Below are 24,264 nucleotides of genomic sequence, written 5' to 3'. Positions count from 1 at the left end.
CTCGCCTCACGCATAACAAGAGGTTCTGTCATGGCTATTGCAACCCTGCTCCCCGCCACCATCGCCTTTATCCAGCGCGCCCCGCGCATGCTGATCGGCGCCGAATGGGTCGAGGCCGCCGACGGCCAGACCATGCCGCTGCACAACCCGGCCACCGGCGAACAACTGTGCGTGGTGCCGCGGGCCACGGTGGACGATGTCGACCGCGCGGTGCTGGCCGCGCGCCAGGCCTTTGACGATTCACCCTGGAGCCGCGCCCGGCCGCGGGAACGGCAGAACCTGCTGTGGAAGCTCGCCGACCTGATGCAGCGCGACGCCGAACTGCTGGCGCAACTGGAATGCCTGAACAACGGCAAGAGCGCCGCGGTGGCCCAGGTCATGGACGTGCAACTGGCCATCGACTTTTTGCGCTACATGGCCGGCTGGGCGACCAAGATCGAAGGCAGCAGCGTCGAGGTCTCCGTGCCGCTGATGCCCGACCAGCAGTTCCACAGTTTCATCCGCCGCGAGGCGGTGGGCGTGGTCGGCGCCATCGTCGCCTGGAACTTCCCGCTGCTGCTGGCCTGCTGGAAACTCGGCCCGGCCCTGGCCACCGGCTGCACCGTGGTGCTCAAGCCGGCCGACGAAACCCCGCTGACCGCGCTGAAGCTCGCCGAGCTGGTGCAGGAAGCCGGCTACCCCGACGGCGTGTTCAACGTGGTCACCGGCACCGGCATCACCGCAGGCGCCGCCCTGACCCACAACCCGCGGGTGGACAAGCTGACCTTCACCGGCTCCACCGCGGTGGGCAAGGAAATCGGCAAGATCGCCATGGATTCCATGACCCGGGTCACCCTGGAACTGGGCGGCAAGTCGCCGACCATCGTCATGGCCGATGCCGACCTGGGCAGCGCCGCGGCCGGCGCCGCCAGCGCGATCTTCTTCAACCAGGGCCAGGTCTGCTGCGCCGGCTCCCGGCTGTATGTGCAGCGCAAGCACTTCGACAATGTGGTGGCCGATATCGCCGGCATCGCCAACGCCATGAAACTCGGCAGCGGCCTGGACGCCAGTGTCGACATGGGCCCGCTGATCTCCGCCCGGCAGCAGGAGCGGGTCTGGCGCTATATCGAAATGGGCCGGGACAGCGGCGCCACCCTCGCCTGTGGCGGCGAGCGGTTCGGCCCCGGTTATTTCGTCAAGCCAACGGTGATAGTCGACGTCGACCAGCAGCATTCGCTGGTGCAGGAAGAGATCTTCGGCCCGGTGCTGGTGGCCATTCCCTTCGACGACGAAGCCGATGCCCTGCGCCTGGCCAACGACAGCCCCTACGGCCTGGGCGCGAGCATCTGGTCCAACGACCTGGCGGCAGTGCACCGGATGATCCCGCGGATCAAGTCCGGCTCGGTCTGGGTCAACTGCCACAGCGCCCTCGACCCGGCGCTGCCGTTCGGTGGCTACAAGATGTCTGGCGTGGGCCGGGAAATGGGTTACGCGGCGATCGAGCATTACACCGAGCTGAAATCGGTGCTGATCAAGCTCTGACGACCCGCGATAGCCCATAGCGCCTCGCACTCGCGCAAGCGCTCCTCAACGGCGGCGCCGGGGTCTGCCCGGCGTCTCCCGACGACTGGTTCAGGGTCGCCGACCCGCTGCCCGGCCTGCGCCCCGAACGGCTGCTACGCTCAGCCCGAGCCGGCTCGACAGCGGCCCTGCGAGCCAGGCTCACCCACCTTCAACCCACACCTCATCACCACCGAAAACCCGAGGGAAGCATCATGGGATCAAATGGATATGATCACGACGGGGTCCAATGCGGATGCCACAACCCCATCTGGAACGCTCTGAAGGACACACTCGACCCGGCCAGCCATACCGCCAGCCAGCCACAGGACGCCAATGAGCTGGCCAAGGAACCGGCCGGCGAGTCCATCATCTTTACCAACGGCACCATCTACCCCTTGCGCGACGGCAACATGGACGAACGGGTCGAGGCCCTGGGCATCCACGCCGGCGACGTGGTCGCCTCCGGCACCCTGGCCGCCGTCGAAGCCCGCATGAACGCCCTGGGCATCACCTACAAAAAGCAGTCGTTGAACGGCAAGACCCTGTTGCCCGGCCTGATCGAACCCCACGCCCATATCGTGCAGAGCTGCGCCATGGAAGGCTGGCTGAACCTGGGGGCCATCGATACCGACAACCCCGATGAGCACAAGAACCAGCGGCTACGGCCCACCTATGACTGGCTCTGGTTGAAAAGCACCATCCAGGCCAACCTGCCCAAGGACAACTCGACCTGGATCCTCGGCCATCAGGTCGATCCGGCGCTGATGCCCTTCCAGGTCGTACCCCACGGCCTGAACAGACTCATCACCTTCCACTGCGGCCCCGGCGACGACATCGGCAACCTGGACACCATCGACAAGCAGCATCCGATGCTGCTGATCAGCGCGTCCATGCACACCGCCTACCTGAACACCGCGGCCAGCGATGCGGTGTTCGAGAAAACCGGCGTCAGGGCCGACAACGGTGTCCTGCAGGAAGCCCAGGTGCTGGCCGCCATCAAGAGCATTCCCCTCAGGCAGCAGCTGGAAATACTCAATATCTTCAAGCACCTCGAAGACTACTTCGACAAGGCGTCGCGCCGCGGGATCACCCTGCTCTACGACGCGATGATGGACCCCCAGTCGAAGCGGGTACTGGGCGCCTACTTCCTGACCCGCCCCCGCAAGCTGCGGATCGGTTACGCCGCCGCCTGCGATGGCACGCCCGAGGCCATCGGCAAGCTGCCGCGCTACCAGCCGGTCAGCCGGGAACAGGCCAAGCGCTTCTACCAGGGCTCGGTCAAGCTGGTGTCGGACGGTTCCAACCAGGGGCTGACGGGTTATCAGGCCACGCGCTACTGCTGCGAGGCGACGCGGCCGGTGGGCAACTTCAACTTCTGCGACCAGGACCACACCCCGGTCACCCCACCCGATGCCTACAAGACCGTGGTACGCAATGCCATCGAAACCGGCTGGCCGCTGATGATCCACGCCAACGGCGACCGGGCCATCGAGTTCACCCTGCAAGCCTACGAGGCGGCCTTGCAGGGCGGCAGCGCCCTGGAAAAACGCCACCGCATCGAGCACTGCTCGCTGCTGACCGCGGGCACCCTGCAGACCCTGCAGCGCCTGGGCCTGTCGCCAAGCTTCCTGATCGGTCATGTCGGCTACTGGGGCTATGCCTTCAAACAGGCGATCTTCGAAGGCAAGGCCGAGCAGATGCTCGACCTGTGCCAGTCGGCCCTGGACCATAACCTGAGAATGACCCTGCACAGCGACTGTTCGGTAACGCCGTTGGGGCCGCTGCGCTCCATGGAACAGGCGGTGACCCGCAAGATGGAAGGCATTCGCGATGCCCAGGGGCGGTTCGTCCACGACCCAAGGCTGCAACCGATCCTCAATGAAGCCGAATGCCTGACGCGCAAGCAGGCCCTGAAAGCCATCACCTATGACGCCGCCTGGCAGTGCCACGCCGAGGGCTGGACCGGGTCCCTGCAGGACGGTTATTTCGCGGACCTGGTGATTCTCGAGCAGGATCCCCTCGACGAGAAAGTACCGGCCACCAGCATCAGGGACATCAAGGTCTGTGAAACCTGGAAAGGCGGCCACCGGGTGTACGTCAATCCCGATAGCTGATCGTCAGCTGTCGCAAGCCGGGCGGCGGGGTTTGGATGGCCGCTGCGCGGATCGCGGGCAAGCTCGCTCCTACAAGGGCGTCTCATCTTCTGTAGGAGCGAGCTTGCTCGCGATCATTCGCCCAGGCGCCACACATCCGCCGATCGATCGCTGGTGCCTTTGCGGCGGCTGCGCCGTCGATCGCAGCCTGCGGCAGCGGCTACAAAAGCCGCCCCGTCGCCTCAAGGCTGGTAGCCCTGCCCCAACAACCAGCCGCGCACGGCCTTGTCCTGCTCCGTGCTCAGGCCCGCCAGCAGCTGTTGCGCCGGCTCGTTGGGCAAACGGCGCAACAGCGGCGCCAGCTCCACCCCTTGCACATGCCAGATGCCCAGCGGCTGGTCCGGGGTGATCACCACCTCGGCTTCGTCCACCAGGCCGTCGCGCAATACCGGGGCGCGCTCGATGCGCAGGGCGGAAAAGTCCGCGACGCGATGCGCCGGCTCGCGGTCCGGCCATTGCCGGCGCGCCTGCCAGAACGGCTGTTCGGCCCAGCGCTGCTCGTCGGCGTAGAAATCGCGGCCGATGCGGGCAAAACGCAGGAACAACTGCTCCACTCGCCGGGCATGGAAGCGCTGCGCCAGGGCCGCCCGTTCGGGCCGTTGCAGCAGCGTGTTGATCACCGCCGGCGCCTGCAACGCCGAGGACAGCGACTGGAAGATACCGTTGCCCGACAGTGGGTCCACGGCCATGGCCGCATCACCCACGCGAATCCAGTTGGCGCCACACACCTGTGGGCAGAGGATCGCCGTGCTGCTGCGCGCGTGCAGCTGCACATCAAGCTCCGGCCCGGCGCCGAAAAACGCCCGCGCCAGGGCCGAACCCTGGCGGCGCTGGCGGCAGTAATCCAGCAACTGCGCCTTGCCCGGCAGCGCGGCGCTGGCCACGTCCACCGTCAGTTGCCAGTAACACTGGCCGTCGGCCTGGCGCGCCATCCAGGCCCAGCCGTCTTCCAGGCTGTGCACGGCGCTGGCGGTGCTGCCCGGCGCGCCCTGCCAGCGGTTGAGCAGGCTGAGCGTTTCCGGGCCCCGCAGGCCTTTGCCCAGTTCTTTACTCAATGCAGGCGCCTGGCGCCCTCGGGCCTCCACCAGAAAATCCGTTAGGCGCTCGGCCTGCCCCTCGATCCGCAGCCGATGTCCGTTCGCCGTCGACTGCACCTCCAGCACCCGGCCCTCGATCAGCTCGACCCCGGCCTCGCGCAAATCCTCACGCAGGCCGCGATCGAAGCGCGGGCGATCCAGCAGGTATTCGACGTTCTGCCCATGGCTCTGGCCGTTCCACGCCACCTGACGCTGGGACGCCTGCAACGCCGCCTCCAGCCCACGCCCCAGGCCGGCGCCACGCAGGGCTTCGAGCACCCGCAGCGACACCCCTTCGAGCGCCGGGAAACGCCGCCACTCACTGACCAGCGCCACCGCGTAACCCAGGCGGCGCAAGCCCAGGGCCACCGCGGCCCCCGCCGGGCCGGCGCCGAGCACCAGGATCGGCCTCATGTCCAGCCGCGCCGTTCGGGGCCGTGATAGCGGGCGTGAGTCCGCAGCCACTGGACCACCTGCGGGTTGTCGGCGTCGCGGTGTTCGCCGAGGTAACGGGCGATATGCCCGCTCAAGGCCGCACAGCCCAGGCTGGCGCCGGACTGGCCGGGGTGGCTGCCCTGCACACAGGCGGCGAAGTCGGCCTGCTGGCTGTCGAGCCACGACCATTCGCCGGGGGTGCAACGGGCATCGCCGGTGACCCGCAGCACCCCCGGGTAACGCGCCGGGTACACCCCCTCGCCCTGGGCCGGCGTCGAGGCGCACAACAGCACGCCACGGGCCAGGGCGGCCGCGCAGGCTTCGCGCAACAGGCGGCGGTCCTGGCGCAGCCCCAGGCTGAGGTTGACCAGCCGCACCTGCTGGCTCACCAGCCAGTCCAGGGCGCTGGCGATCTGCAGGGCGCTGGTCACCCCGCGCTGGTCGAACACCTGGGCCACACAGAAACGCGCCTGGGGCGCCCGCGCGCTGATCGCCTCGATGATCGCGCTGCCGTGGCCGAGGGGGTCTTCGCGCAAGTTGCCCTCGCCAATCCCGTCTTCCACCAGGTAGAAGCGCCGCCCGGCCACCACCTGCGAGCGTTGCACGGCCGTATGCCCGCTGTCGACCACGCCGATCCGCAGCTCAGGCTTCATGGGGCACCTTCACGGAGTGCAACACGCCGTCCACCAGCTCGAAGCGCAGGTCGGCGTCGGCCAGGGTCGAGGGCCGATGGCTGATCAGGATCCGCGTGCGCCCGGCGAACAGCCGGTCGATGGCCTCGATCACTTCGCGCTCGGTGCTTTCGTCCACCGCCGAGGTGGCTTCGTCCAGCACCAGGATCAAGGGGTCCTGGAGCAGCGCGCGGGCAATCGCGATCCGTTGTTTCTGCCCGCCGGACAGCTGCTGGCCGCGCTCGCCCAACGGGCTGTCCAGGCCCTCGGGCAGCGATTCGATCAGGCTGTCCAGTTGCGCCAGCCGCGCCACCTCGGCCACCGCCGCGCGCGGTGCGTCGGGCACGCTGTAGGCCAGGTTGTCGGCCAGGCTGCCGCGGAACAGCACGATGTCCTGGCTGACCACGGCGATGCGCCGGCGCAGCTCGAACAGGTCGAGCTGGCGCAGGTCGATACCGTCCAGCAGCACCTGCCCGGACTGCGGGTCGTGGTGGCGTTGCAGCAGGTCGATCAGGGTCGATTTGCCGACCCCGGAACCGCCGGCCAGGGCCACCTTCAGGCCATAGGGAATGCGCGCCTCGATGCCACGCAGGGTGCTCGGCCGCCCCGGGTGGCTGAAGTGCAGATCACGAAAATACAGCTCGCCGCCGCTGGGCATCGGCAGCGGTTGCGCCGGTGTGGTCACGCTCGGTTGTTCGCCGCGCAGCTCCATGACCCGGCCCAGGCTGACGCTCATGCGCTGGATCGCCACGTACAGCCCCAGCAGGCTCTGCACCGGCCCCACGGCCATGCCCAGGTAAGTGGAAAAGGCGATCAGCGCGCCCAGCTGCCAGGTGCCCTGCACCACCCAATAACCGCCGATCAGGAACGCACAGGCCCGCGACAGCGAGGTCAGGGTGCCGGGCACCGCCTGGGTGAAGAACTCGCTGACCTGCAGGCGCAGCAACTGGCTCATGTAGCCCTGCCCCAACCGTTCCAGGCGCCGCGCTTCGCGTTGTTGCTGGCCGGCGCTCTGGATGAACTTCATCACCGGCAGGGTCTCGACCATGAACGACGACATGTCCGCCGAACGCTCGCGCAGTTGCCGCACATCGCGCTCGACCTTGCGCCGCATCCAGCGCAGCCAGAGCACATCCAGCGGAATCAGCAGCAGCGCCAGCAGCGACAGCTGCCAGGACAGGGTCACCAGCAGCGCCAGGGCCACCACCAGGCCGATCACGCTGGACACCGCGGAGAACAGCGAATCGACGGCAAAACGCTGGATCTCCGCGACGTCGCCATCGAGCCGCGACATCAGGTCGCCGATCCGCCGCTGGCCGTAGAAGCCCGGCGACAGGCGCTGCAAATGCCGGTACAGGTCGTCGCGCAGGGCGAACAGGATCCGCCCCGACAGGCGCGTGTGCAGGTAGCGGTTGATGCCCGACAGCGCGGTGCCCAGCAGCCCGGCGAGAATCATCAGCCCGGCGATCCACGCCAGCATCGGGAAATTGCGCGCCAGCAGGCCGTCGTCGATCAGCAGCTTGGTCAGCCACGGCTGCACCAGCACCAGTAACGAGGCGCAGACCGACAGCGCCAGCAACCCGGCGATGGCCAGGCGCTGCGGGCGGACAAACCCGTACAGCCAGCGCAAGGCGGCTTGCAGGGCCGCGGGGTCGGGGCTGTCCACCAGCCGGCTGAGCAAGCGCGACATCAGCTGCGCAACTGCTTGAGCTTGCGGTACAGGGTCGCGCGGCTGATGCCCAGGGCATCGGCGGCGGCGGAGACATTGCCCTGGTGGCTGTCCAGCGCCTGGCGGATCAGCTCCAGCTGGTTCTCGCGGATGCTGCCGCTGGCCGGGCGTTCGCTGGCGTTGAGATCGTCGAGCATGCTGTCGGGCAGGTGCTCCAGGCCCAGGACCGCGTCGCCCGCCTCGCGCATGGCCAGGGCGGTGCGCAGGACCATCTCCAGCTGGCGGATATTGCCCGGCCAGTGATAGCCGGCCAGCAACTGGCGCAGGTCCTCGGCCAGGGCCGCGCCGGGGCTGCCGAGCTTGGCCAGCAGCACGTCCAGCAACGCGTCGAAGTCCTCGCGCTCGCGCAGCGCCGGGAGCATCACACTGATGCCGTTGACCCGGTAGAACAGGTCCTCGCGAAACTGCTTGTCGGCCACCTGCTGCTTGAGGTCGCGGTGGGTGGCGCAGATCAGCGCCACATCGATGTCCTGCTCTTCGCCGGCGCCCAGCGGCGCTACCTTGCGGTCCTGCAACACCCGCAACAGACGCGCCTGCAAGGCCAGCGGCATATCGCCGATTTCATCGAGGAACAGGGTGCCGCCATGGGCCTGTTGCAGGCGGCCGATCATGCCGCCACGGCGCGAACCGGTGAAGGCGCCCTCGCGATAGCCGAACAGCTCCGACTCGATCAGGCCCTCAGGGATCGCCGCGCAGTTGACCGCGATAAAGGGCTTGTCGGCGCGACTGCCAGCCAGGTGCAGGGCGCGGGCGATGACTTCCTTGCCGGTGCCGGTTTCCCCCAGCAGCAACACCGGCAAGGCATTGGCCAGGCCCTGCCGGGCCATGCGCAAGGCACGGGCATAACGGCTGTTGCTGCCGGCCAGGGTGTCGAGTTGCGGGTCGGGCTGCGCCTGGCTGGGGGCGCTTTTCGACGTGCCGCGCGGCACGCTGCTGAGGTTGATCGAGCGTTGCGGGGCGCGCAGGGTCTTGTAGAAAAACTCGCCCTTGGCGGTCTGCAGGCTGCCGATGCCGCCCTGTTGCAAACGGCCGAGCAGTTGCACGCCATCCACGCCGAGAAACTCTTCACAACGCCGCCCCACCAGTGCCGAACGCTCGGCGCGCAACAACTGGCAGGCCTGGGCGCTGACCGCCAGGATCTGCCCGCCGAGACTGACCGCGAGCAAGCCTTGCCACGGCGATTCGAGATACTGCCGACGACTGTGGAACGCCAGGACAATCTGCTCGGGAAAGCTGTTGTTGAACACCCGGCTCTCGATCTGGCTGACCGCCATGCTCAGCAGCGCGGTGCTGTCGTGGATGCGGCCGAGCGGGCCTTCGCGGGTCAGGTCGAGCACGCCGAGGATCTCGCCCTGGGGGCAGTGGATGGGCACCGAGGTGCAGGAAAAAGGGCTCAGGCGGTCCAGGTAATGCTCGCCGCAGTCGATCAGGGTGGTGCGCGCTTCCACCAGCGCCGTGCCCAGGGCATTGGTGCCACGGGTGGCTTCGCTCCAGCAGGCGCCGAGGGTGATGTCTTGCACGCCGCTGCCCTTGAGCCGGTCGGCCCGGCCTTCGATCGACAGAATGGTGGCGTCGGCATTGGCCAGGATAATCAGGCCGTCCTGGCCCTGGCGCTCGGCCAGGTAGTCGATGGCGGGTATCGCCGCGTCGAGCAGCAGGCGATTGCTCGCCAGCAGCACCTCGAGGCTGGCGCCGGATTCCAGGGTCAACTCCGGCTGGCCATTGAAGTGCACGCCATGGCTGAGGCTGCGCCGCCATGACGCATCGATTTCCGCACGCAATACGCCATCGGGGACTGCGCCTTCCAGATGGAGCTTTCTGCGGGCCAGCCCGGCTTGGTGCTGCAGCTCGCCGGTTGTTGTTTTTATAAGGGTCATCAAGCGCTCCGAATCGGTCCGCCCGGCACCTCCCCGGTCCATTCCCTTGGGTTGCGAGGGGCACGCAAGCCATGGGCAATGTCTACACCCGGTTCAGAAGGCAGTAAAGGGAAGTTTGGCCCCTGGCCAGCCCTGCCATTCACAGAAGCAAAACCTGCGCCACGGGACAAACCGCGCCGGAGCATCTTGACGTTAACGTAAAGCGGATGGCAAGAGCCGTATGGCGCAAAGGAGACACCCGCGTTATCGCCCATCGCGGGCCATCGAGCACCGCCCTGCCGCCCTACGGATACTGCTGTTTCCGTAGGAGCGAGGCTTGCCCGCGAAGCAATCTCACAACCACAGCAATCAGCACTGCCAGGCCGAGGCTACAGATGCATTCGCCGAGACAGGCGCACTTGTACGGGCCACTGCCACTTTGCTTTGCTTTGCTTTGCTTTGCTTTGCTTTGCTTTGCTTTGCAGGCAGGCAGGCAGGCAGGCAGGCCGAAATACACACGATTTATGGGTGCCAACCTACAACTTTGCCAATCACCCATAGGAGAGCAGCAAAGCCCAGAAGCCCGATAACGCTCCACTGCAACACCGCCAGCTTTCGTTTAAATGGCAGGGGAAAATTGTTCAAATCCTCGGCACTCAACTCCCCCCTTTTGAGATAAAAACCGGGAAACGTCACGATCCCGTGAGATCCCCCCAATCAGCAACAGCTTCCCCCAGGGACCGCCGTGTTTTAACGGAGCGCGGGCCATGATGGCGGAACAGTTTTTCAGATGGTCCAAGAGCTCATCCATTTTCGTATAGGCCATGTGCAACGCGACGCCAATCCAGACAAGTGTGCCGAGAATCACGACACCACCCAGATACCCGAAAGCAATCTCAGGGGTACTCATTTGTGGCTCTCGTAAATAACCTCAAACAACACCCAGCTTGACCACCGCCGCAAGGCCCGTCATGACCACTATCAGCGCTAGCGCACTCCACTGCAGCACGACCAACTTGCGCTTAAGCGCCGCAGGAAAACCCAGCAAGTCCTCGGCACTGACCCAGCCACGCTTAAGGTAAAAATGGGGGAAGGTTACAAAACCGGAAATGCTCCCGACCAGAATCAGTTTCCCCCATGGGCCACCGTGCCTGAGCATGGTCAGCATGCTGAGCACAGCACTGTTTTTCAGATGATCCAACATCAAGTCCATCTTGGTGTAGGCCATGTGCAAGCAGATACCAAGCACAATAAATATCCCTGCAAAATCGACGAGTCCGACCACCAGAAATATTTTGTCTGCCGTATTCAGGCTCATTTGACCGCCTCATAAATTTTCTCGGCCATTGCTTCCCCGGCAGAGTTACCAACGACACCAGCCGTAAAAGAAGCACTTCCTACAACCACGACACCACAAGCCAACGAGGCTAAGCCAGCAGTTGGAACACCCAGTGCGACGCACAGTGTTCCGACAATAGGCGTCGTTAAAAAGGCTCCGACGATGACGCCTCCTCCGACCCCACCGACAAAGTTACCGGTCTCAGTGAATCTGACTTTCTCGCATGCCTCGGTGTTACCCACTGCACACACATCTTGAACCTTCATGTAGGAAGCTCCACCGCCAAGAGCCGGCCGATCCAGCCGCCATACTTGACGACTTTAGCCGCCTTGGCCACTCCCTCGATGTGCGTGGCATAACCTGGGATCTGCTCCGCAGCCCCGGCCTTGGTCCAACGGTGAACCAGACTGCGGCTGGAGATCCCCAGGGCACTTTTCAAGTTCGGATGATCAGGGAAGCCAATGCCTTTTCGGGTCATGGAGGTTAGTCGGGTATTGAGCTGTGCCAGCAGTTTTTTACGTTCGACAAAGAACTCCGGCGACCGCAGATGGCCGTCTTTCTGGAACGTGCGCTGATGCAACGCTTCGATATCACGCAGCGTGGTTTTGACGTCTTCCAGGTTCTTGGCAAACATCGCTTCACCGATGCCGATAGCCGTCGAACCCTGTGCCAGAAAGTTTTCGATTTCGTCTCGGTGCCTGGCCATAAAGTTCGCTTCTTCCTCGCTGAGCGGTTTGAGTGCGTCATTGGTCTTGGCCGCGGCCTCCATCAGCAACCCTTCTTCGCGGGTACATTGCAGGTTGCCGGGATCGCTGAGCACGATCATCGAGCCCGCTTTAACGTCACTCAGGCCGGGGTTCAGCGACTCAAATTTGCTCATCACGGCTGGGTTGCGAGAAGTGAACAGCACCGACTCAAGCTGTTCACGGCTCATGCTTTTAGGCACGACGTAAAAGCCCGGCTCTTGCGGTTGAGGTTTTACGACAGGTTCGGCATCAGGCAACGCGGGCTTGTTGTCTTCTTGCAGGCGATGATCCAGGGAACTCGCCGCCCAGCCCTTTCCGGTGATGTGTGAATACTTGCCGAAGGTGTCGCCGCTCAAAGGGCTGAACGGGTCATTCGAGACCAGCAGCCAATCGCCCCGTTCTACGCTCGCCAGGATTTCGCGCAGATCATCGCTCGATAGATGGCCATGCGAACTGCCGTGGGCATAAAGCAAATCATCCAGCCCGTCGATTCTGTTGCTGTACCGCCCGAGGGCCTGTTGAACTTCGAACCGGGCAAAAAATGGCGACTCGATGCTGTTGAAACCAACTCCTTCACGCTCACGGTCTTGCCGACGAATAAGGCGCAGCCACATCGCCCCTCCTCCCTGATAAACGACGCGTCCAAGCAAGCCGTTGAGCGTGTTGGCGCTATTGATAAGGCGGGGGGATGGTGCTGGCCGTCATCTGTCGGCTCAAGCGGATAGAGCACTTGAACAGGGTAAAACCGTGTATTTCAGGAGAGTCCTACAAGCGTGCCTGAACTTGTCTGACGCTAGAGCTGGATCAAGGTCTGAGCAGGCGCATTGCTCGCTGGCGGCCCTGTTACGTTCAGTCATTGAGTCGGGGCTTGCGCTCATGAAGGCGCGTCATTACTCTGCGCCGGTCGCTGCCAAATCAGCGTCCGGGTGTAGGAACCCGTCATCAAGAAGCGTACAAGCGCCCAAGTTGTGCGGGCGCTTTTTGCTGCCTATGCGTTATGGCGGCTGTACGCGGGCACGCTTCGGCGTGACCGGGTCTCTTGTGTGCCGGTTTCCTACCCCGCGTGCAGCCGCCACCCAGGCTGTAGGAAGTTTGGGTGATGGCTCCTCACACACAAGGAGCTACATCAATGAACGGATATATCCCGCTTCACAGCACTGCCACCGAGCATCCTGTCCTGCTGATCGATTCCAGTGCCTCGCTGGTGGACTTGCTGGCCTGCGCCGGCCGGCGCGTTCGCGCCATTCACAAACTGATGAACAGCCTGTCTTGCATGACCGCGCGTACCGCAGATGAAAGTGATTTATTCCAGATCGCCGATATCGCCTCGCTGCTGCTGAGCGATGGCGTGGCCTTGCTGGATGTTGCCCAAGGCAAGGCAATGTAAGGGGGCACAGGCGGATTCGGCTCTAAGCGCTTGAGGCCCCTCCCGACATCCTCTGCGACAGCCTGTTGCAGGCATTAAAAAGCCCCTGGATCTTTTGATTCAGGGGCTTTGGTATGAGGGGCGTTCAGAGGTGGTGCGTATCGTTAATGTTCATCGCGGGCAAGCCTCGCTCCTACACAGGAGATGATGATTCACCCCGACCAAGGTAACCAGTACAGCAGTTCCGATTGGCGTAGTTTTCTGAAGGCGAACAACCTGGTTGCCAGTATGAGCCGCCGAGGAAAACAACCATGACAACGCGGTAGCCGAGAGTTTTTTCCAGCTTCTGAAACGGAAAAGGATCAAGCGAAAAACCTATACCACACGGCAAGAGGCACGTAGTGATGTGTTCGATTACATCGAGTTGTTCTATCCCTCGAAACGCCGTCATGGCTTTAACAATCGGTTGTCACCGATAGAGTTTGAAAAGCGTTATGCAATGAACGTGTAAGGTGTCTAGAAGATCCGGGGCGATTCATACCACATGCCCCACACAAGCTCATCATGTCCAGAACTCGCGGTAGATCACTTATCCGCAGGCAGAAAGCCCGGCATTTCTGCCGGGCCTCGCATACCGCTCTACGCTCGCCGCTTGATTGCGACCTTTGACCATAGGGTAAAGGCCACTGGTGGTGTCCAGCCTGAGTTTGATACGTGCTCTTGCAGGCACAAGTACCTATTGCCTTCGTAAGTCACGCCATCTTCCTTGTAATACCGATGGTTCAATTTCCATTCGGGATACTCTGGATCCGTTATGTCTCCAGCGGTTCTGACGCTCAGGCTTTGGCTCGGAAGCGACTCTTTTCCCGAAGAGTCCGTTGCCGTGACAAAGTAACTGTACTGAGTGTTCGGCGTCAGGCCTGAGTCTTCCAGACTCAAGGCCGCCGTATGATTTATTGGAGAACCGTTTCGGTACAGCGTATAGGTTTCGATCGGACGAGGACCGGCTGAAGCCCCCCAACTCAAGGTCATGCCGGTTTCCGTCACGTCGCTCGCGGACAGGTTCGCCGGAGCCGTTGGCCGCTCACCAATACCAGGCTCACCGTGAATCAATGGGGCATAGCGATTGTAGAACTCCCAATTGTAGGGAACATTGTCCCTGCTGAGGCCGTCGTCCCAATTGATCGACCAGGTCATCAGTCCTTTGATGGAATGACCGGCGGCATCAAGACGCTTGAACGCATTGACCACCGCAGCAGGATTGATCACATAGCCGTTGTTCGCGGCATCAACGTTGGCCGGCAAGCCGATGACAAACTTGTCCGCGGGAATCGCGATGTAACTCCGCGTACCGGTCACCAGGCTATCCGTCAGATAGAAGAGGAAATCCTCTTTCGCATCATCGTCGTTCTGCCTGATCCAAGTACCTCCCGGACCGGTGTATTCCGGAACCGAAACCCCGTCACCACCCTGGTTGTAGTATTGAGGTGCGATGAAGTCGTAGTAGCCCTCAAGCGCCTGAATGTAACCAACGTACTTGCCACCCACCCTGAGATAGGGAAACTCGGGCGCCATGCTGATGATGAAGTGCTTCCCCTCGCCCTTGTAGTGATCCTTCACCAGTTTCAAGGCCGCCGGCAGTACCGTCTTGTTGTCAGCGAAATCAATGGCGCTTTGCTCGAGGTCGATATCCAGTCCATCAAAACCGTAGACTTCAACCAAGCGAATGATTTCATTCGCTAGTGGCTGCTCATCCCCTATATGCAACTCGATATGAGCATCGGCACCACCCAACGAGATCAACACAGCCCTTCCCTGGCTGTTCAGCACACCCACCTGGCGGCGAAACTCGTCGTCAGAGAGGTTATAGGGCTTAAAGGTAGGAATGCCATGGCCTTTCATAAAAGCCACAGCAACAACGTTGTAGTCCTTGGGTACATCCACTAGATCCAGATTGGCAAACTGCCCACCTTGATAGCCATCACTATGGCCAGCTGGCCAGTTATGCCAGAACCCCATCAGAATTTTTTTATTGGCAATGCTAGGCATCAATGATGCTGAATCATTTACTTTGGACTTCAGCAACGAAAAATCAATCTTAGTCATTGTTCTACTCCTTCAGAACTGGATTAGGAGCCGTACATGGCCCGACTTTAGTTGAAGTTCACATCAAACGCCTGATAGAACGCATTGCCAGTATCCGCAACAATCCACAACAGGACAATGACATGATGACCTTGTTTGCCTGTTGGCAACTTCACTTCATGCTCAGTCTTCGCTTTCAATTCAGCGGCATGCTCGTAGAACGGAACCTGAGTATAAAAGTCATCATGGAAGGACTTTGGCTCAAGTTGAGCACGGCTGATACGCTTTTTAGGGTCCCAACCATCCTTAGTAATAAACCAGCTATAACCCCGAGTCGGGTGAGGCGTGCTATATACCCACTTGACATGAAACATCTGACCCGGGCCGACATTCAACAGAGGCCAGGTAAATGGGCGATTCAGCTTTTGGCTCATTTCCTCGTTAGTGAAGTTAACGCAATCGCGGACATCCGTCTTGCCACCGCTGAGAATATAACCATCAGCCGGTGGCACCAGACTCACATTGTCAGTCTCATAAGGCTTTGGGAATGGGCCTGCAGTCAATGATGGGAAGTTCTTACCTCCTTCCATTTCTTCAGCATGCCAACCAAGGATAAGGCCTTCGTCTATAGCAATAGCAGAACGACTAGGGGGGAAAACCACACGACCGTGTTTCAACTGAGGCTTGGATTCTGGCTTATTCATTACACTCACTCCTTTTATTTATTTGTCTCTCCCTGAGGAGAATTTCAGGCTAGCGCAAGGCTTTAGATTGTCCACCATAAAAAATAAATACGATTCCAAAAGTCAAAGAACACAAGTCGACAAACGCTCCCAACACCCGCCATTTCGCCACCTCTATCAAAATTAAACCGATGAACTGGATTACAATCGAGTGAGCACCTATAACTTTTCGAAATACATACCCACAAAAATATAACTTTAGCTTCTTGAACATCATGGACAGCATAAAAATGTCGACTAAGGTGAGATAGCGCCCCGCCGGTATACACTTAAACCACGATTGGGCAAAAGAAACTTCAGGATACTTGCGCAGAATATGGCGCATATTTTTTTGCAAGGAAGCACACAACCATGATTACGACAAAGAGCACTTCGCAATTTATTACAATAACTGAAGACAACAAGACATTTTCGACCTTACAGAAAGGTTTCAATCTCCGATGGCCACCAAGTTCCGGAACGGGAGCCAAACGAATCTATGTATGCAAAACACCAGAAGAAGTACTGGACGCTGCGAATGAAGCACTGTCGCAAGCCTTTCGGATCACCGCAAGGAGCGGAGCGCATTGCTATGAAGGCTTCGTATCGAACCGGCTGAACAACGAAAACCTGGCCATCGTTGATCTGGGTGAACTTAAAGGCTTTTCTCATGATACTGCCGGCAACATCCAGCCCCTCTATAAACACGACAGTAACAGCCCCACACATTATAAATACGCCGTATTCACAGGCAGCCAGAACTGGGATGGTTATGTGGCGATGTATAAACAGAGCGGCAAGACACTGCCTGGCGGTTCGTGCTACTCCGTAGGGATCGGTGGCCACATTAGCGGCGGTGGATACGGTTTACTGTCTCGCCTTCAGGGGTTGACTGTCGACTGGGTAACAGGTGTGGACATCTTGATTCCGGACCCAGCCAATAGCAGCAAAACCTTGGTCCCTGTTCATGTCAGCCCGAATTCTAACCTTAAAACCCATCGAGAACTTTTCAAGGCCTGCTGCGGGGCTGGCGGCGGAAACTTTGGCATCATCATTCGCTACTACTTCAATGACCTGCCCGAAGCCCCACAAAAAGCGTATTGGACAACACTCTCTTGGGAGTGGTCGGATTTCGATAAAACCAGCTTTAGAAAGTTTCTACGTGGATATCACGACTGGTTCGCCAAAAACGATTCGGACGCCACCTCCAATGTCTTGTCAAAGGCCAACGGTGGCCTTTTCACCCTGCTGAAACTGAATCACATCGACTCCAATCCAAAAATCGTTCTGGCCATCCAATACACCGGCCGCGATGGTATGGTGGGCGATCACGAACGAGATGCACCCTTCAACAGTTTTCTCTCGGCAATAAATAGTTCAGCACCCGGTCACGGCAAACTGTACGACGGCTTCGTATTACCAAACATCGCGCCAAGGCCCCATAGCATGGCGGGCAGTGCTATCACCAAAGCTTCGCCAGGATTGCTTATGGACTGGCTCTATATCACCCAGATGATCAACACATCGGGAAACAACCAAAGAGGAAAATATAAATCCGCCTACCAAGTGGAGAATTTTACCGACGAAGAATGCGATGCGCTTTATAACAACCTCAGCATCCCTTCCAAAGATGGGACATTCAACCAATCGCTTGTCCAGATCGACTCCTATGGTGGAAAAATAAATAGCTCCGGCCAAGGAGACACCGCAGTACCGCAGCGCAAATCCTTATTGAAGTCTCAGTATCAAACCTATTGGACCGACCCTGCTCAAGATAACGTTCAACTCACGTGGATCAACAAAATCTACGAAGACGTCTACGCGAGTCAACCCAACAAGCGGCCTGGCGTCGAGGGACGATATGAAGGGTGCTACATCAACTATCCGGATGTGGACATGCTATTGGTAAATGGCGTACCCAGTGATAGCTGGCTTGAACTTTACTATGGAAATTCGGGTTTGGTAGAGGAGTTGATTTCCTTGAAGAACCACGTCGACCCTAACAATCTTTTCAGGCACCAGATGTCAATTCCGCTAGCACGAGATAATAAAAGACAATAAGGAACAGCTATTGTCACTGCACGCACTACCTCGCGGTGCGTGCTTGACGAACACCATGATCCTCTCTCGCTAATTACCGAACGTCTCCCTACCGACACAACTTGGCAGAGCAAGCGTCGATTCGCGAGGTGTTTGTCTCACTGAATAATGGGAGATCCATGGCAAAAGCTCTTCACAAACACGCCACGATCACAATAGCCGTTCATGATCGGCATATTGCAGTCGGTGATCACCACATCGAAACGCTGCTTGCGCCAGGCGCGCAAGCCATGGCGCCGTCCTGGGCCTCGACCATCTCGTAGCCCAGGTAGCCCAGCTGCTTGGACAGCAGCAGGCGGTTGGGTTGATTTCCAGGGGGTGAACATCGGGACAAGCAAATGTGAAGGGCACACTCAAGTGCCCTTCCTCTTGTTCAATGCTAATACGGCTATGCCATTTTCGAAGCGAGTGGATAAACCAACCAGGACTCTCCATCGATCTCTTGCCAGGATGCACCTTTGGCCATCAATACATTCGCCAGCCGCTCACGAACCTGATTGATTTCCGAGTTGGCAATACTATTGATGAATCGTCCTCGCACCGAATAAAGCTCTTTGACATAGCGCTCGATCCGGTGGATCAAAAAGATGAACTGGGAAACCGCTCCGCTCGTTCCCTTGGCCCCTTCGATGGCGGTGAAGCTGCACACCGTCAAGGTATTGTCTTCAAACCGGTAGACCAGTTCGAAATCTCCCAAGTGAACCTGCCACCCCACGACAAAATCGCTTTTTTCAAAATAGGCGACTTCTGGCTGCAACCCTTGCAGCTTGAGAAATAGCGTGACCGGATCAATGGATTGGAGAGCAGGCATCTCACTTCGTCCTCATCTGCACGGCATTGGCCATCCGCTCATAGAGGCCGACCAGTTCACGGGTTGCATCGCGTAATTGTCGGGACGCCTCGGCGGCACGATCGGCGGTGGCCGCCACGTTTTTCGCGAAGTTTTCCGCGGCGTTGGCTTGGAACTCTCCGAGTAATTGAGCTTGTTGCGCATCACGACTGACGCCTGCCGCCGCAACGCCGCCAAGTCCCTCGGTAGCTTTGCCCAGTCCAGTGGTTGCCGACGACGCCAGCTGGCTTCCGGTCAAGGAACCACCAAAACTCACGACGCCAGACACAATTTGCCCGATCGCTCCTGTCATCGCCGCCTTGAAAGTCGATTCAATCGCGTCCTGTTTGGTTTCCAGCGCCTTGAGTTGTTTGTCGAAAGCATTCTTCTGCATGTCATCGTGAAATCCGCGCAAGGTATCGCGCATCTCGATGTTCATTTTCTTCATCAACATAATGATTTCGTTGATGCGGGTGAATGCGTTGTCCCCTATGTCGACGGTCCGGGTATCCGCTGCATCCTGCACGGGCAAAGAAGCGGCCAACGCTTGAGTATTCACTGTAGTGGTCATCTTTCTTCTCCTGGTATCAAACCATTGCCGAGGCAATCTGCACTTGCACCGCACCGGCTTGTGCGATGGCCTTGCTGCCGTCCTGGACAACTTGGGATTGTCCTTCGATCAGTTCGCCAATCCGCTTCATGGCGGCGTCTTTTTCGTCTTTATAGAAAGTGAAAAGCGACTGCAGCCATTGCTGATCGAGCATCAGTTGGCTGATCTCTTTCTGCAGCCTGGCGCGGTCCACCGCCAGTGCTCCAGAGGTGATCTGGCTGGCGCCGGCCACCGCGCTGCGCGTGACGTTGACTGCGGTATAGGTCGAAGCCTTGAGCGCAACTTGCAGCACTTCGCGATTGATCTCTTTGGTCACGGCCTTGGTCACTTCCTTGGCAGTCATTTCCACGCCTTTGTCGATCGCGCCGTGTCCGACTTTTTTCACCGCGTTGGTCACCAACTGTTCGATGGCCTCCTGGGAAAACTTCTCCAACATCCGGTTTACACCAAGCTGCTGCACGATCTTCTGCGCCGCTTCCTTGCCCGCCGTCTTCGTCGCTTCCATCGCAGCCTTGCCCAGGCTCTGGGCAATTTGAGCGGAAACCTGCGATGCCACTTCCTTGCCGACCATCTTCGCGGTCTGGTCGATTGCGCCTTTGCTCCCAGCCTTGATACCGGCCACCAGGGCCTGTTCGGCACCCTCCTTGAGAACCGTGCCGGCGACTTTCGGAATCACCTTGGTCATCAACATATTGCGCGCGGCGCTGGTGATATCGATCACGGCCCCGGCAATTTCAAAACCCAGTTGGATCTTGCCGGCGACATCGGCGATCGCCTTGTACTTCTCGGCATTGTCGGGATCGATCAGGGCCATGGTGTTGGCTGCCGCCTTGACCACACCAGCGAGCCCCGCCATCAAGTCCATCGCTCCGCCGGCAGCCGTCATGACGTTACCGGTCAGTGCCCCACCGATGATCTTCGCCACCCCGGTGACAATTTCAACGGCAGCGATGACCCAATCGAAGATCACGCCGAAGATGCCTGCCTTCTTGGCTTTCTCCTGCTGTTCGATGGCTTTGTCCATCTGCTCGCGGAAGTCGGCAACCTCTTGCTGACGCACCCTCTCCTGCTTGTCCGTCATGATCGCCAGGGCCTTGGACTTGGCCATGGCGGTACTGCCGAGGATTTCGCTGGACAGGAGTGTCGAGGCCAACATGATCGAGTCCATCGGAATCTTTTCGAGATCCTTGAGGCTGATCGGCGTAGCGCTTTCGTTCTTCAGCGGAACATTCGCAAAGATCCGATCCAGGGCCTTCATTGCCTCAAGCTGCGACACCTGGACTTTCGGTGGCGGCGGCGTATTGACCCGCGAATGCTGCTGGCTGATATCACCGAATACACTCGATGGATCGCGCGAACCACGGGCCCCTGTTCGCGCCTCCGGGGATATGTTCGGGGTGTCCGGGACCAGTATCTGTTCGGTTTGCGGCGCCGCCAGCGGGCGCAGATTCAAGGTGATGCTCATGCCGATACCTCCACCGCACAATGAGCCAGCAACTGCGCGGCACTGTGCTGAATGACCTCATGTTCAGGTTGTTGGTTGCACCATTTGATCGCGGCATTGAAGGCTTTGCGGGCACACTCGATCTGCCCCAGAAGGCTATGGCTGATACCTGCGAAATAGGCGGAACGTGGATCATCCACATTGATCATCCCGGCCCGGCCGAAACTGCTGACCGCCTCTTCATGCAGGCCCAGGCGCTGATTGCACAGCCCCAGCGCCAACCAGCACTCAAAGTTCCAGTGGTCGATGCGCACCAGCAAGGAGTAAACATTGCGCGCGGCGTGCATATCGCCGGTGTGGAACAGCTGCGTCGCGTAGGCATATAGCTTGTCGATATCGCCTTGCGTGATATCAGCCAACATGCGAATCGAGCCACCACGCGCAAAGAAGTGCCGAAGCACTTCGTGGTCGTCCTGACCGGCACTGCAAATAGGTTGTGTCATGAGGACTCCTTGCAATAACAACCAATTTATCTGCCCCCCTCTCCCTGTCGCTGTTACAGGGGGCGGCAAGGCAATTACCCTCCATGGCTGGCCACGACGGAAAACCGGGTGGCCAGCGCGTTATCCAATCAGCGGATAGCCGAGGCAGTACCCTTGGTCATTTCAGCGAGCATGCTTTGCATGCTTTGCGTCAGTTGGTTGGAGGTGCTGTAGTTCTGCATCACTTGCTGCAGCTTCAACTGGCTTTGCTGGTTGAAGTCGGTGGCCCGTCCCGCCACGGTTTCCAACGAAGACTTGACCATCATCAGGTCGCCCTTATCGAGCTTGCCGCCCTTCCCCTCCATGAACTCGTCGATAGTCTTGCCATCGACCAGGATGTTGTTGGCCTTCATGTAGTCAATGACACTTGGCGGCAGCTCACCCTTGCTTTCCGGCTTGTCCAGCTTGGCCATGACCCCTTCCACCAGGTTGGCCTTCTCTTGTGCATCACGAGCGATTTCGGACTTCTTGTTCATCTGTGCAAACAGATCATTACCCGATTGAGTCAACTGCAACATGATGTTTTGCATGGTCTGAAGGCCATTGCTGAACATCGATTGCGAATTCACGATCGACTGCGGGGTTGGCTGCACGGAGCCCAGGGAGTTGACCGGAGTAAATTTATTTACAATAGGATCCATCGTGTTTTCTCCAAAGGATTCAAGCAAAGTTTCGACTGAGTTTTTTCAGCAGGTTGTTTTTTACCGCGGGTACTTCTTTTTCTGACGAGTCTTGTTGAAGAGTGGACAACGCATGCAGTTGCTCTCCAACCTTTTTCAGGCTTGCTTCGGATTTCGCCATTTTCTCGACAAGTCGACGCTGGGAATCATTTCCCTCGCGATTCATATAGTCATTCAACTTGTTCAGCTTCTTCCTGGCGTCTGGATCGACATCCGCACGCCGTTGAAGCTCGGAAACTTCCAACTGCAGCTTTTCCAACTCCTGGGTTTGCCGGCTAAATACCGACTTATTTCTCCCCAGTTCCACCAGCATGGTTTTGAGTTTTTCCACATGGTCCATTCGCCACTCCCTCAGGACAAAACCAGATTAGCCCGCCACCGACACCAATACTTATAAAAGTCGATGACGTTTTACTTTTTTGCCGATTATTTGTTGCCAGGATTATTGCGTACTTGAGGTCAACGAATAGCCGATGCGGTGCCCTTGGTCATTTCAGCCAACATGCTTTGCATGCTTTGTGTCAATTGGTTGGAGGTGCTGAAGTTCTGCATGACTTGTTGCAACTTCAACTGGCTTTGCTGGTTGAAGTCCGTTGCCCGTCCAGCCACCGATTCGAGGGAGGACTTGACCATCATCAAGTCGCCCTTATCGAAAGCCATGGAGTCTTCAAGCGCCTGGCGAATGCTGTTCATATGCTCCAGGCTGACCTTTTTACCGCTCTGGAAATTGACTTCCGGCAGCCCCCAGACATAGTCGGACGCCTTCTTGCCTTCAACGGTTATGCCGTTCTTGTCCATGTAGGTGATCACTTCCTGCCAGGAGCGGGTTTCCATGCCCTCGGGGCCGGATGCGGCAATCTTGGCCATCAGTGTCTCAAGGCTTGCCTGCGCCCCTGAGCGCTCTCCCATGAACTCATCAATGGTCTTGCCGTCCACCAGAATATTATTGGCGCGCATATAAGCCACCGTACTCTCCGGCAGCGCCAACTTATCCCCTGGCTTTACCAGCCTGGACATAACGGCCTCAACCTGATTAGCCATCTCTTGCGCATCGCGAGCAATTTCGGACTTCTTGTTCATCTGTGCAAACAGGTCGTTACCCGACTGAGTTAGTTGCAACATGATGTTCTGCATGCTCATCAAGCCGTTACTGAACATGGATTGAGGATTGGCAACGGACTGTGGTGTTGGACGCATGCCCTCCAGGGGGCTGTTTGGAGTGGTTGCTGTTACGACCATATTCATATGCGTATTCCCAATGGTATTAATCTCGACCATGGCCAATACATTGGCGACCCATCTACTGAATAATGGTTCGCCGATACATCACCAGGCTTCGTTTATCACCACGAATAGAAAGCCATGAATCCTGAACTTCCTTTCACAGTGACAGCCTGATAATACAACCCACCCATTTCCACTCTTCTGAATTCCCTTCAAACATTCCTTTTTTTACCGAAGCGTCAACGCCTTACATATTTAGTCAATCCCTGATGAATTTGACGTACTCCGGGTCTTATCTTTCAGGTAATCACCTGATGCATATTTTCCAGTACTCGCGTGACCATGGTGCTCACTCAGACAGTGATCCAGGACGGGAGGACCGATGCGGGCAGTACGACTTCTATTCGGAAAGTACGGCGGCAAGGTACATGTCGACGGCACAGTACAACTCATACCGCCAAACTCCGTCGTCGTGGCGAGCAGCGAAGCAGCGCCTTGCAGTACCAACAGCGACCTCCAGTACTTCGACTTCTACCCCGCCGACTTCAAGCACCTGTACGCCGATGTAGTGGACTTGCTCGGTGTCACCCACGGCACCCTGTTCTGGCGGGCGCCCATCCGCATGGTGAAGGCGCAGGATGACGTGATCGGCGTGCTTGAACTGCTGGCCAAGGGAACCCCCGATACATTGCTGCGCTTTGCCTATATCTATTGCCTGGGCGTGGACCGGCGCTATTTCTCTGCCCTGTTGCAACACATCATGACCGGAGACGAGCCGTTCTATGAGTTCATCGAAACCCACGCCCTGAATCAGTGGTCGGTTGCTCGCTATGCACTGGAATTCAACATGCCGCTACGCAAGTTCAATCTGTTGTTCCAGGAAAAATACGGCCTTTCCGCAAAACGCTGGCTCCTGGAGCATCGACTGACCCGCGCCCGTGAATTGCTCCTGTCCACCCCGATGCGGGTACTGGACATCGCCCTTGAATGCGGTTTCTCCAATCACGGGCATTTCACCGAAAGCTTCCGCAAGCGTTATCTGTGCAATCCCACCCAATATCGCCTGCGAGCCCAAGCCACCCTCACTCCAGCCATCAGCCATGCGGGATAACGGA

21 protein-coding genes and 2 pseudogenes are annotated in these 24,264 nt (G+C 59.0%); 6 read left to right on the top strand and 17 right to left on the bottom strand.

Translation table 11 applies throughout. From position 1 onward, the window contains the following. Positions 1-30: 30 nt before the first annotated feature. Together AC07VU_RS23265 and AC07VU_RS23260 are read left to right on the top strand one after the other, a co-directional pair. On the top strand, positions 31-1,521 hold the full coding sequence (locus AC07VU_RS23265; protein WP_495030555.1) for an aldehyde dehydrogenase family protein: 1,491 nt from the start codon (positions 31-33) through the stop codon (positions 1,519-1,521). Positions 1,522-1,754: 233 nt separating this feature from the next. After that, positions 1,755-3,656 carry an amidohydrolase gene (locus tag AC07VU_RS23260; RefSeq protein WP_495030554.1) on the top strand — a complete coding sequence of 634 codons (1,902 nt, stop codon included), beginning with the start codon at positions 1,755-1,757 and terminating at the stop codon, positions 3,654-3,656. A 221-nt stretch (positions 3,657-3,877) separates the two neighbouring features. Here the strand turns inward: AC07VU_RS23260 and qhpG are convergent, their stop codons facing one another. The 8 genes and pseudogenes from qhpG to AC07VU_RS23220 all read right to left on the bottom strand — a co-directional run bounded on the left by qhpG (position 3,878) and on the right by AC07VU_RS23220 (position 12,161). Beyond that, the gene (gene qhpG, locus AC07VU_RS23255) at positions 3,878-5,185 is read right to left on the bottom strand and encodes a flavin-dependent monooxygenase QhpG (protein WP_495030553.1); all 1,308 of its coding nucleotides are present in this window, start codon (positions 5,183-5,185) and stop codon (positions 3,878-3,880) included. Further along, positions 5,182-5,859, bottom strand: a complete 678-nt coding sequence (gene qhpE / locus AC07VU_RS23250; protein ID WP_495030552.1) for a subtilisin-like serine protease QhpE — start codon at positions 5,857-5,859, stop codon at positions 5,182-5,184. Before qhpE ends, qhpG begins: the two co-directional genes overlap by 4 nt. Then, positions 5,849-7,567 carry an ABC transporter ATP-binding protein gene (locus tag AC07VU_RS23245; RefSeq protein ID WP_495030551.1) on the bottom strand — a complete coding sequence of 573 codons (1,719 nt, stop codon included), beginning with the start codon at positions 7,565-7,567 and terminating at the stop codon, positions 5,849-5,851. Before AC07VU_RS23245 ends, qhpE begins: the two co-directional genes overlap by 11 nt. Next, complete coding sequence (locus AC07VU_RS23240; protein WP_495030550.1) at positions 7,567-9,483, bottom strand: sigma-54-dependent Fis family transcriptional regulator; 1,917 nt, start codon at positions 9,481-9,483, stop codon at positions 7,567-7,569. The genes AC07VU_RS23245 and AC07VU_RS23240 overlap by 1 nt, the downstream gene beginning before the upstream one ends. Positions 9,484-9,984: 501 nt before the next feature. Beyond that, positions 9,985-10,372 (bottom strand): annotated as a pseudogene (locus AC07VU_RS23235) (hypothetical protein). A 21-nt stretch (positions 10,373-10,393) separates the two neighbouring features. Beyond that, positions 10,394-10,780, bottom strand: a complete 387-nt coding sequence (locus AC07VU_RS23230; protein WP_087091796.1) for a hypothetical protein — start codon at positions 10,778-10,780, stop codon at positions 10,394-10,396. Next, positions 10,777-11,067, bottom strand: a complete 291-nt coding sequence (locus AC07VU_RS23225; protein WP_495030549.1) for a hypothetical protein — start codon at positions 11,065-11,067, stop codon at positions 10,777-10,779. Before AC07VU_RS23225 ends, AC07VU_RS23230 begins: the two co-directional genes overlap by 4 nt. Next, positions 11,064-12,161: a hypothetical protein gene (locus AC07VU_RS23220; RefSeq protein WP_495030548.1), complete on the bottom strand. Its 1,098-nt coding sequence runs from the start codon at positions 12,159-12,161 to the stop codon at positions 11,064-11,066. Before AC07VU_RS23220 ends, AC07VU_RS23225 begins: the two co-directional genes overlap by 4 nt. A gap of 515 nt (positions 12,162-12,676) precedes the next feature. Here AC07VU_RS23220 and AC07VU_RS23215 point away from each other — a divergent pair. Beyond that, positions 12,677-12,934: a hypothetical protein gene (locus tag AC07VU_RS23215; protein WP_087091798.1), complete on the top strand. Its 258-nt coding sequence runs from the start codon at positions 12,677-12,679 to the stop codon at positions 12,932-12,934. A 171-nt stretch (positions 12,935-13,105) separates the two neighbouring features. After that, positions 13,106-13,424: pseudogene (locus AC07VU_RS23210) on the top strand (IS3 family transposase); the annotation flags it as partial. Between the two features lie 128 nt (positions 13,425-13,552). Here the strand turns inward: AC07VU_RS23210 and AC07VU_RS23205 are convergent. Continuing rightward, a complete protein-coding gene (locus AC07VU_RS23205) occupies positions 13,553-15,019 on the bottom strand; it encodes a glycosyl hydrolase family 18 protein (RefSeq protein ID WP_124351885.1) in 1,467 nt (488 codons plus the stop codon). 47 nt (positions 15,020-15,066) lie between these two features. Further along, positions 15,067-15,702 carry a lytic polysaccharide monooxygenase auxiliary activity family 9 protein gene (locus tag AC07VU_RS23200; protein ID WP_495030547.1) on the bottom strand — a complete coding sequence of 212 codons (636 nt, stop codon included), beginning with the start codon at positions 15,700-15,702 and terminating at the stop codon, positions 15,067-15,069. A gap of 390 nt (positions 15,703-16,092) precedes the next feature. Between AC07VU_RS23200 and AC07VU_RS23195 the strand changes: the two genes are divergently transcribed. Then, positions 16,093-17,781, top strand: coding sequence for an FAD-binding protein (locus AC07VU_RS23195; protein ID WP_495030546.1), 1,689 nt, complete (start codon positions 16,093-16,095; stop codon positions 17,779-17,781). Positions 17,782-18,208: 427 nt separating this feature from the next. Here AC07VU_RS23195 and sseE read toward each other — a convergent pair whose 3' ends face one another. From sseE to AC07VU_RS23160, 7 genes are all read right to left on the bottom strand, one after another. After that, complete coding sequence (gene sseE, locus AC07VU_RS23190; protein WP_087091804.1) at positions 18,209-18,631, bottom strand: type III secretion system effector protein SseE; 423 nt, start codon at positions 18,629-18,631, stop codon at positions 18,209-18,211. A gap of 1 nt (position 18,632) precedes the next feature. Beyond that, complete coding sequence (gene sseD / locus AC07VU_RS23185) at positions 18,633-19,220, bottom strand: type III secretion system translocon protein SseD (RefSeq protein ID WP_087091805.1); 588 nt, start codon at positions 19,218-19,220, stop codon at positions 18,633-18,635. Positions 19,221-19,236: 16 nt separating this feature from the next. Then, positions 19,237-20,535, bottom strand: a complete 1,299-nt coding sequence (gene sctE, locus AC07VU_RS23180; RefSeq protein WP_495030545.1) for a type III secretion system translocon subunit SseC family protein — start codon at positions 20,533-20,535, stop codon at positions 19,237-19,239. A gap of 185 nt (positions 20,536-20,720) precedes the next feature. Then, positions 20,721-21,206 carry a SycD/LcrH family type III secretion system chaperone gene (locus AC07VU_RS23175; RefSeq protein WP_087091807.1) on the bottom strand — a complete coding sequence of 162 codons (486 nt, stop codon included), beginning with the start codon at positions 21,204-21,206 and terminating at the stop codon, positions 20,721-20,723. Positions 21,207-21,334: 128 nt separating this feature from the next. Beyond that, positions 21,335-21,886 carry a type III secretion system translocon protein SseB gene (gene sseB / locus AC07VU_RS23170; RefSeq protein ID WP_081001567.1) on the bottom strand — a complete coding sequence of 184 codons (552 nt, stop codon included), beginning with the start codon at positions 21,884-21,886 and terminating at the stop codon, positions 21,335-21,337. A 19-nt stretch (positions 21,887-21,905) separates the two neighbouring features. Continuing rightward, positions 21,906-22,265 (bottom strand): hypothetical protein, encoded by a 360-nt coding sequence (locus tag AC07VU_RS23165; RefSeq protein ID WP_087091808.1) that lies wholly within the window; start codon positions 22,263-22,265, stop codon positions 21,906-21,908. 119 nt (positions 22,266-22,384) lie between these two features. After that, a complete protein-coding gene (locus tag AC07VU_RS23160) occupies positions 22,385-23,170 on the bottom strand; it encodes a secretion protein EspA (protein ID WP_158246004.1) in 786 nt (261 codons plus the stop codon). Positions 23,171-23,531: 361 nt separating this feature from the next. Here AC07VU_RS23160 and AC07VU_RS23155 point away from each other — a divergent pair, with 361 nt between their 5' ends. Further along, complete coding sequence (locus tag AC07VU_RS23155) at positions 23,532-24,260, top strand: helix-turn-helix transcriptional regulator (RefSeq protein WP_087091810.1); 729 nt, start codon at positions 23,532-23,534, stop codon at positions 24,258-24,260. Positions 24,261-24,264: the final 4 nt, after the last annotated feature.

The sequence above is a fragment of the Pseudomonas sp. GW821-FHT02B10 genome (genome assembly GCF_059421865.1).
Note: the sequence above shows the minus strand (reverse complement) of the source record. Positions and strands in the feature narration are given on the sequence as shown.

Coding starts and splice junctions, on each gene's coding strand:
- AC07VU_RS23265 (WP_495030555.1), top strand. CDS start 31: ATGGCTATTGCAACCCTGCTCCCCGCCACCATCGCCTTTATCCAGCGC.
- AC07VU_RS23260 (WP_495030554.1), top strand. CDS start 1,755: ATGGGATCAAATGGATATGATCACGACGGGGTCCAATGCGGATGCCAC.
- qhpG (WP_495030553.1), bottom strand. CDS start 5,185: ATGAGGCCGATCCTGGTGCTCGGCGCCGGCCCGGCGGGGGCCGCGGTG.
- qhpE (WP_495030552.1), bottom strand. CDS start 5,859: ATGAAGCCTGAGCTGCGGATCGGCGTGGTCGACAGCGGGCATACGGCC.
- AC07VU_RS23245 (WP_495030551.1), bottom strand. CDS start 7,567: ATGTCGCGCTTGCTCAGCCGGCTGGTGGACAGCCCCGACCCCGCGGCC.
- AC07VU_RS23240 (WP_495030550.1), bottom strand. CDS start 9,483: ATGACCCTTATAAAAACAACAACCGGCGAGCTGCAGCACCAAGCCGGG.
- AC07VU_RS23230 (WP_087091796.1), bottom strand. CDS start 10,780: ATGAGCCTGAATACGGCAGACAAAATATTTCTGGTGGTCGGACTCGTC.
- AC07VU_RS23225 (WP_495030549.1), bottom strand. CDS start 11,067: ATGAAGGTTCAAGATGTGTGTGCAGTGGGTAACACCGAGGCATGCGAG.
- AC07VU_RS23220 (WP_495030548.1), bottom strand. CDS start 12,161: ATGTGGCTGCGCCTTATTCGTCGGCAAGACCGTGAGCGTGAAGGAGTT.
- AC07VU_RS23215 (WP_087091798.1), top strand. CDS start 12,677: ATGAACGGATATATCCCGCTTCACAGCACTGCCACCGAGCATCCTGTC.
- AC07VU_RS23205 (WP_124351885.1), bottom strand. CDS start 15,019: ATGACTAAGATTGATTTTTCGTTGCTGAAGTCCAAAGTAAATGATTCA.
- AC07VU_RS23200 (WP_495030547.1), bottom strand. CDS start 15,702: ATGAATAAGCCAGAATCCAAGCCTCAGTTGAAACACGGTCGTGTGGTT.
- AC07VU_RS23195 (WP_495030546.1), top strand. CDS start 16,093: ATGATTACGACAAAGAGCACTTCGCAATTTATTACAATAACTGAAGAC.
- sseE (WP_087091804.1), bottom strand. CDS start 18,631: ATGCCTGCTCTCCAATCCATTGATCCGGTCACGCTATTTCTCAAGCTG.
- sseD (WP_087091805.1), bottom strand. CDS start 19,220: ATGACCACTACAGTGAATACTCAAGCGTTGGCCGCTTCTTTGCCCGTG.
- AC07VU_RS23175 (WP_087091807.1), bottom strand. CDS start 21,206: ATGACACAACCTATTTGCAGTGCCGGTCAGGACGACCACGAAGTGCTT.
- sseB (WP_081001567.1), bottom strand. CDS start 21,886: ATGGATCCTATTGTAAATAAATTTACTCCGGTCAACTCCCTGGGCTCC.
- AC07VU_RS23165 (WP_087091808.1), bottom strand. CDS start 22,265: ATGGACCATGTGGAAAAACTCAAAACCATGCTGGTGGAACTGGGGAGA.
- AC07VU_RS23160 (WP_158246004.1), bottom strand. CDS start 23,170: ATGAATATGGTCGTAACAGCAACCACTCCAAACAGCCCCCTGGAGGGC.
- AC07VU_RS23155 (WP_087091810.1), top strand. CDS start 23,532: ATGCGGGCAGTACGACTTCTATTCGGAAAGTACGGCGGCAAGGTACAT.